At 33.7% G+C, this 1,834-nt stretch carries 3 protein-coding genes; 1 reads left to right on the forward strand and 2 read right to left on the reverse strand.

What is annotated here, in order from left to right; all coding sequences use genetic code 11:
* Together ACFIMA_RS09510 and ACFIMA_RS09515 are read right to left on the reverse strand one after the other, a co-directional pair.
* The coding region (locus ACFIMA_RS09510; protein WP_375693432.1) for a YdaU family protein at positions 1-543 on the reverse strand (543 nt) is incomplete at its 3' end.
* A 127-nt stretch (positions 544-670) separates the two neighbouring features.
* Positions 671-922: a helix-turn-helix transcriptional regulator gene (locus ACFIMA_RS09515; RefSeq protein WP_375693431.1), complete on the reverse strand. Its 252-nt coding sequence runs from the start codon at positions 920-922 to the stop codon at positions 671-673.
* Positions 923-1,031: 109 nt separating this feature from the next.
* Here ACFIMA_RS09515 and ACFIMA_RS09520 point away from each other — a divergent pair, with 109 nt between their 5' ends.
* Positions 1,032-1,649, forward strand: coding sequence for a S24 family peptidase (locus ACFIMA_RS09520; protein WP_375638755.1), 618 nt, complete (start codon positions 1,032-1,034; stop codon positions 1,647-1,649).
* Positions 1,650-1,834 lie beyond the last annotated feature (185 nt).

The raw sequence follows: 1,834 nt of genomic DNA on the forward strand, positions 1-1,834 counted from the left end.
GTCAACCTGTTCGTTTGTTTCTAAACTTTCAGAACCAATTTCTTTTTTTGCTAAAACGATAGTTTTAGTTTTTTTATATATATTCTTATTCTGGTTCTTTATAGCTTGATTTTGCTTAGCATTTGCTTCAGCAAAAAAAACGTTTTGCTTGTCATTTGCTTCAGCAAAATTATTAACATGTTGTTTTGTATTGTTTTTTGCTTGTGCACCTTTTTTACCAGCCTCACTACGAACTTGCGATATGTGCTCTTTTTTATCAGCAAAATCGTTCAGCTCTTCTTCAACGCGCGTATTCCACAATCCATTATCTGTCTCAACAAGTTTATCATTCCTCATTAAGTATTCGACAATAGCTGCAAATTTTTTCTGCGAACAATTGCAAGCACGTGCAAGCGTTTCAAAATCTTCTTTAATTGGTGCTTTTTTATCGTACATGCGAACGAGAAGCGTCATATAAGCACCCCTTTGCTCTAACGTCATTCCATCTGTACCACTTATCCAGTCATACAAATGGAATCTTATCCATGGCATACCATTAGACATGCGCATCCCCTTCTTTCATTAAATATAAATTAGTGATCATAATCCCCCCCTTAAGGCTGTTGCCTATTTATATGTGCGCGTATGGTGGCGCGTAATCTATTAATTTGGTCTCTTTATTTTTGCCTGTTTAAGAATGTGAATGGTGCTGTTGATGTTCATTACTATCTGTAGGAGCGGAAATAAAAGCAGAACTAGAGCTAGAACTATCATTCAACTTTTGCAGCTTGAGATAATTTATTACGGAGATAGATCCTCTTTTTTCCCACTTGCAAACAGCTGCTTGAGTTACACCAAGCATTTTCGCCATTTCTGATTGAGTCCAATTAAATTTGCCCCGTATTGACTTAGTCAAATTCTTAAAATCTTCTCGTTGATCCATTTACAAGCTCCAATTACAGCTCTGTCTTATTTTATTCATATAATTATAGTTATATAAAGTCAATGAAATTTATCTTTATCAACGATAAAAAAATAAGGTAAGCAGAAGTATGAGTAATAAATCTAATATCATAAGCACATTAAAAAAGATTTTGACCGAATTTAACTTAACGCAAGAAGATGTAGCCAAACGGCTAAACGTAACACAAGCTTCAGTGTCTAAGTGGTTAAAAGATTCTGATCCACGCGGCTCTAATCGAGATGCCATTTTAGAATTATATAAAGAACTAAAAGGGGACAATCACTTAATAACTTTTGTTCCTCTTATGGGGTATATTGGAGCAGGAACACAGATAGATCCAAGTTTTGAACAAATCCCTGAAGATGGTCTTGAACAAGTAGAAATTCCTTTTGCTTTACCTGATGATATGGTTGCTTTTGAAGTTAAAGGAGATTCTATGATACCAGCCTATAAAGATGGAGATATGGTTATCGTAAGACGGCGCCAAATTAAAACAATAGAATCCTTTTTTGGCAAAGAAGCCGTTATTTTAACACATGATAATAAAAGATATATAAAGCAGATTAGCAGGGGAATGAATGGTGAAATAGATCTGCTTTCTTGGAATGCCTTACCTATTAAGAATGTTAAAATTGTGTGGGTTGGAGAGATATTTGCTATTTTGCCAATAAGTTCTTACAGCAAGATGATTCGGACTTATCGCTAATTATCCTCCCCTCTTATTCAGCAAGATATTATAATATTTTTTATAAAAATATAACTTTTTATAATTTTTTGCTTGCTATTTTATAATTATAGTTATATAAGTAATTATATAAACCACGCACAAACAATCGCCAAGAGGCGTTAGGGAGGAAAAATTATGGAAAATCCAATTCTTATAAATTCTGA

This window comes from Bartonella sp. AP88HLJMH, from assembly GCF_042195605.1.
Lineage (GTDB): Bacteria > Pseudomonadota > Alphaproteobacteria > Rhizobiales > Rhizobiaceae > Bartonella.